Annotated in this window: 3 rRNA genes; all 3 read left to right on the top strand. The window is 55.3% G+C overall.

The features are described 5' to 3' along the window. The first annotated feature begins 225 nt into the window (after window positions 1-225). The 3 genes from CF8_RS20320 to rrf all read left to right on the top strand — a co-directional run bounded on the left by CF8_RS20320 (window position 226) and on the right by rrf (window position 5683). Window positions 226-1741, top strand: a 16S ribosomal RNA gene (locus CF8_RS20320). Window positions 1742-2221: 480 nt separating this feature from the next. Beyond that, a 23S ribosomal RNA gene (locus CF8_RS20315) occupies window positions 2222-5345 on the top strand. Between the two features lie 221 nt (window positions 5346-5566). Continuing rightward, a 5S ribosomal RNA gene (rrf, locus tag CF8_RS20310) occupies window positions 5567-5683 on the top strand. The 16S, 23S and 5S rRNA genes sit together here, the layout of an rRNA operon. The last annotated feature ends 1 nt before the right edge of the window (window position 5684 follow it).

Below are 5684 nucleotides of genomic sequence, written 5' to 3'. Positions count from 1 at the left end.
CTGATGTTTGAGAACTCAACAGTGTGTCATAGTCGACGAATTAGTTTGTTTTGCCCCGTCACCGTGACTTGATTCTGGCCTTTTGGTTGGGGTTGTGTTCGGTGGTGGTTTCTTTGGTTGAAGACAATAATTTCTGACAATATTTTTTGTCAGTGTTGTGTCTTTTGTCAGGGGATGTGGCTCTCTTTTTCCTGCACTGGCGATTGTTGGTGTGGGTAGTAGGTTTCGATGGAGAGTTTGATCCTGGCTCAGGACGAACGCTGGCGGCGTGCTTAACACATGCAAGTCGAGCGGAAAGGCCACTTCGGTGGTACTCGAGCGGCGAACGGGTGAGTAACACGTGAGTAATCTGCCCCCCACTTTGGGATAGCCACCGGAAACGGTGATTAATACCGGATATGACCTCGCACCGCATGGTGTGTGGTGGAAAGTTTTTCGGTGGGGGATGTGCTCGCGGCCTATCAGCTTGATGGTGGGGTAATGGCCTACCATGGCTTCGACGGGTAGCCGGCCTGAGAGGGTGACCGGCCACACTGGGACTGAGACACGGCCCAGACTCCTACGGGAGGCAGCAGTGGGGAATATTGGACAATGGGCGGAAGCCTGATCCAGCAACGCCGCGTGAGGGATGACGGCCTTCGGGTTGTAAACCTCTTTCAGCACAGACGAAGCGAAAGTGACGGTATGTGCAGAAGAAGCACCGGCCAACTACGTGCCAGCAGCCGCGGTAATACGTAGGGTGCGAGCGTTGTCCGGAATTATTGGGCGTAAAGGGCTCGTAGGCGGTTTGTCGCGTCGGGAGTGAAAACACACAGCTTAACTGTGTGCTGGCTTCCGATACGGGCAGACTAGAGGTATGCAGGGGAGAACGGAATTCCTGGTGTAGCGGTGAAATGCGCAGATATCAGGAGGAACACCGGTGGCGAAGGCGGTTCTCTGGGCATTACCTGACGCTGAGGAGCGAAAGTGTGGGGAGCGAACAGGATTAGATACCCTGGTAGTCCACACCGTAAACGTTGGGCGCTAGGTGTGGGGCCTATTCCATGGGTTCCGTGCCGCAGCTAACGCATTAAGCGCCCCGCCTGGGGAGTACGGCCGCAAGGCTAAAACTCAAAGGAATTGACGGGGGCCCGCACAAGCGGCGGAGCATGCGGATTAATTCGATGCAACGCGAAGAACCTTACCTGGGTTTGACATACACCGGAAAGCCTTAGAGATAAGGCCCCTTTTGTCGGTGTACAGGTGGTGCATGGCTGTCGTCAGCTCGTGTCGTGAGATGTTGGGTTAAGTCCCGCAACGAGCGCAACCCTCGTTCTATGTTGCCAGCACGTAATGGTGGGGACTCATAGGAGACTGCCGGGGTCAACTCGGAGGAAGGTGGGGATGACGTCAAGTCATCATGCCCCTTATGTCCAGGGCTTCACGCATGCTACAATGGCCGGTACAAAGGGCTGCGATCCCGTAAGGGGGAGCGAATCCCAAAAAGCCGGTCTCAGTTCGGATTGGGGTCTGCAACTCGACCCCATGAAGTCGGAGTCGCTAGTAATCGCAGATCAGCAACGCTGCGGTGAATACGTTCCCGGGCCTTGTACACACCGCCCGTCACGTCACGAAAGTCGGCAACACCCGAAGCCGGTGGCCCAACCCGTAAGGGAGGGAGCTGTCGAAGGTGGGGCTGGCGATTGGGACGAAGTCGTAACAAGGTAGCCGTACCGGAAGGTGCGGCTGGATCACCTCCTTTCTAAGGAGCACACGCCCCGACTCACCCCGTTCGTGGGTGGGCGCATGGTGGTGTTCACTAGTGGAATCGTCGATGATGCTTGATCCTGGGTGATCGGGCTTGGCTAGTACTACTTGTGCGGATCTTTGGGTTCGTACGGGTGTGGAACGTTGGGTTTGGTTGGTCGGGTGATGGTTGGCACACTGTTGGGTCCTGAAGCATCAGGGCCACATGTTCTCTCGTCTGTCTGTGCAGCCTTTTGGGGTTGTGTGGGTGGGGGTGGGGGTTGTGTGGGTTTGTGTTTCTGGTTGTCCCTCCTTTGCTCTGCTGTTCCCTGTGTGGGGGTGGTGGGGGGTTGGTGGGGTTGTTGTTTGAGATCTGCATAGTGGACGCGAGCATTAATTAATGCTTTGTAGTGTAAGTTTTGCAAAAACGTGTGCCCTCATTGATTGTGGTGGGTGCATGGTGTTTCTTTTGTAGTGATTTGTTTTGACGTTGTTGAGACAAGCTATGAAGGGCACATGGTGGATGCCTTGGCATCAAGAGCCGATGAAGGACGTAGGAGCCTGCGATAAGCCCTGGGGAGTTGGCAACCGAGCTGTGATCCGGGGGTGTCCGAATGGGGAAACCCAGCTGGAGTCATGTCCAGTTACCCACATCTGAACACATAGGGTGTGTGGAGGGAACGAGGGGAAGTGAAACATCTCAGTACCCTCAGGAAGAGAAAACAAAAGTGATTCCGAGAGTAGTGGCGAGCGAAATCGGAAGAGGCCAAACCATGTCTGTGTGATACCCGGCAGGGGTTGCAGGTGTGGGGTTGTGGGGTTGTTCTATCAGGTCTGCCGGCCTGGTGCAGAGTAAGAAACTCAGATACGAAGTCGAAGTCCATTGGAAAGTGGCGCCGTAGCGGGTGATAGCCCCGTAGACGTATGTTCTGAGCTCTGGAGCAGTACCCCAAGTAACACGGAACCCCTGAAATTCCGTGTGAATCTGGCGGGACCACCCGTTAAGCCTAAATACTCCTTGATGACCGATAGCGGACAAGTACCGTGAGGGAAAGGTGAAAAGTACCCCTGGCGGGGAGTGAAATAGTACCTGAAACCGTGTGCCTACAATCCGTCGGAGCGAGTCCTTGTGGCTTGTGACGGCGTGCCTTTTGAAGAATGAGCCTGCGAGTTTGCGGTGTGTTGCGAGGTTAACCCGTGTGGGGAAGCCGTAGCGAAAGCGAGTCCGAATAGGGCGATTCAGTAGCGCGCTCAAGACCCGAAGCGAAGTGATCTATCCATGGGCAGGTTGAAGCGTCGGTAAGACGACGTGGAGGACCGAACCCACTTAGGTTGAAAACTGAGGGGATGACCTGTGGATAGGGGTGAAAGGCCAATCAAACTTCGTGATAGCTGGTTCTCCCCGAAATGCATTTAGGTGCAGCGTCACGTGTTTCTTGCCGGAGGTAGAGCACTGGATAGCCGATGGGCCCGACCAGGTTACTGACGTTAGCCAAACTCCGAATGCCGGTAAGTGAGAGCGTGGCAGTGAGACAGTGGGGGATAAGCTCCATTGTCGAGAGGGAAACAGCCCAGACCATCAGCTAAGGCCCCTAAGCGGTGACTAAGTGGAAAAGGATGTGGAGTCGCAGTGACAACCAGGAGGTTGGCTTGGAAGCAGCCACCCTTGAAAGAGTGCGTAATAGCTCACTGGTCAAGTGATTCCGCGCCGACAATGTAGCGGGGCTCAAGTCATCCGCCGAAGCTATGGCATTCACACAATAGCTAAGCCGCCCTTGAGGTTGGTTCAGGTGTGTGGATGGGTAGGGGAGCGTCGTGTGGGCAGTGAAGCGCCGGAGTGATCCAGGTGTGGAGGCCACACGAGTGAGAATGCAGGCATGAGTAGCGAATGAAGAGCGAGAAACTCTTCCGCCGAATGATCAAGGGTTCCAGGGTCAAGCTAATCTGCCCTGGGTAAGTCGGGACCTAAGGCGAGGCCGACAGGCGTAGTCGATGGACAACGGGTTGATATTCCCGTACCGGCAAAGTAGCGCCCATGACGAACCTGGTGATGCTAACCATCCGAAACCCAGATGATCGGACCCTTCGGGGCGAGACGTCTGGGCGGAGCGTGGGACCCGAACTGGTAGTAGTCAAGCGATGGGGTGACGCAGGAAGGTAGCCCAGCCGTGGCGATGGTAGTCCACGGGTAAGCATGTAGGACGGGGTCCAGGTAAATCCGGGCCGCTCACTTTGATGTGGAGTCTGAGATGTGACACGGAGCCGTTAGGTGAAGTGGGTGATCCTATGCTGTCGAGAAAAACCTCTAGCGAGCTATGCGCCGCCCGTACCCCAAACCGACTCAGGTGATCAGGTAGAGAATACTAAGGCGATCGAGATAACCATGGTTAAGGAACTCGGCAAAATGCCCCCGTAACTTCGGGAGAAGGGGGGCCCGGATCGTGTACCCACTTGCTGGGGAAGCGTGAAGGGCCGCAGAGACCAGGCCCAAGCGACTGTTTACTAAAAACACAGGTCCGTGCGAAGTTGTAAGACGATGTATACGGACTGACTCCTGCCCGGTGCTGGAAGGTTAAGAGGACCTGTTAGACGCAAGTCGAAGCGGAGAATTTAAGCCCCAGTAAACGGCGGTGGTAACTATAACCATCCTAAGGTAGCGAAATTCCTTGTCGGGTAAGTTCCGACCTGCACGAATGGAGTAACGACTTGGGCGCTGTCTCAACCATGGACTCGGCGAAATTGCACTACGAGTAAAGATGCTCGTTACGCGCGGCAGGACGGAAAGACCCCGGGACCTTTACTATAGTTTGGTATTGGTGTTTGGTACTGCTTGTGTAGGATAGGTGGGAGACTGTGAAGGCCAGACGCCAGTTTGGTTGGAGTCATCGTTGAAATACCACTCTAGTAGTATTAGATGTCTAACCTAGGTCCGTAATCCGGATCAGGGACAGTGCCTGATGGGTAGTTTAACTGGGGCGGTTGCCTCCTAAAAAGTAACGGAGGCGCTCAAAGGTTCCCTCAGCCTGGTTGGCAATCAGGTGTTGAGTGTAAGTGCACAAGGGAGCTTGACTGTGAGACAGACATGTCGAGCAGGGACGAAAGTCGGAACTAGTGATCCGGCGCCAGCAGGTGGAAGCGGCGTCGCTCAACGGATAAAAGGTACCCCGGGGATAACAGGCTGATCTTCCCCAAGAGTCCATATCGACGGGATGGTTTGGCACCTCGATGTCGGCTCGTCGCATCCTGGGGCTGGAGTAGGTCCCAAGGGTTGGGCTGTTCGCCCATTAAAGCGGCACGCGAGCTGGGTTTAGAACGTCGTGAGACAGTTCGGTCCCTATCCGCCGCGCGCGCAGGAAACTTGAGAAAGGCTGTCCCTAGTACGAGAGGACCGGGATGGACGAACCTCTGGTGTGCCAGTTGTTCCGCCAGGAGCACGGCTGGTTGGCTACGTTCGGAAGTGATAACCGCTGAATGCATCTAAGCGGGAAGCACGTTTCAAGATGAGGTTTCCCACCAGGTTAACTGGGTAAGGCCCCCCACAGAACATGGGGTTGATAGGCCGGAGGTGTACAGCAGCAATGCCCAGCCGACCGGTACTAATAGGCCGAGGGCTTGTCCCAACACCGTACAAAACCAATCACCACGTACGGTAGAAACACGACAAGACCTGCGCTACAAAGCAACACTCGTGAGAGTACGTGCCCGCGTCCACATGCAGTTCCCAACCAACACACCCCGGTGTGTGGGTCACGGTGAACAACTGAATATGCACCACATCATGCTTGGAACACCCCCAACAAACCTCTGGGTTTGTGTCTGGGTGTGTGTGTTCCGCCAGAGTTACGGCGGCCATAGCGAAAGGGAAACACCCGGTCCCATACCGAACCCGGAAGTTAAGCCTTTCAGCGCCGATGGTACTGCAACCGAGAGGTTGTGGGAGAGTAGGACGCCGCCGGACA

Source organism: Nocardioides sp. CF8 (assembly GCF_000389985.1).
Classification (GTDB): Bacteria; Actinomycetota; Actinomycetes; order Propionibacteriales; family Nocardioidaceae; genus Nocardioides; species Nocardioides allogilvus.
This window is presented reverse-complemented; position numbering and strand designations above follow the sequence as displayed.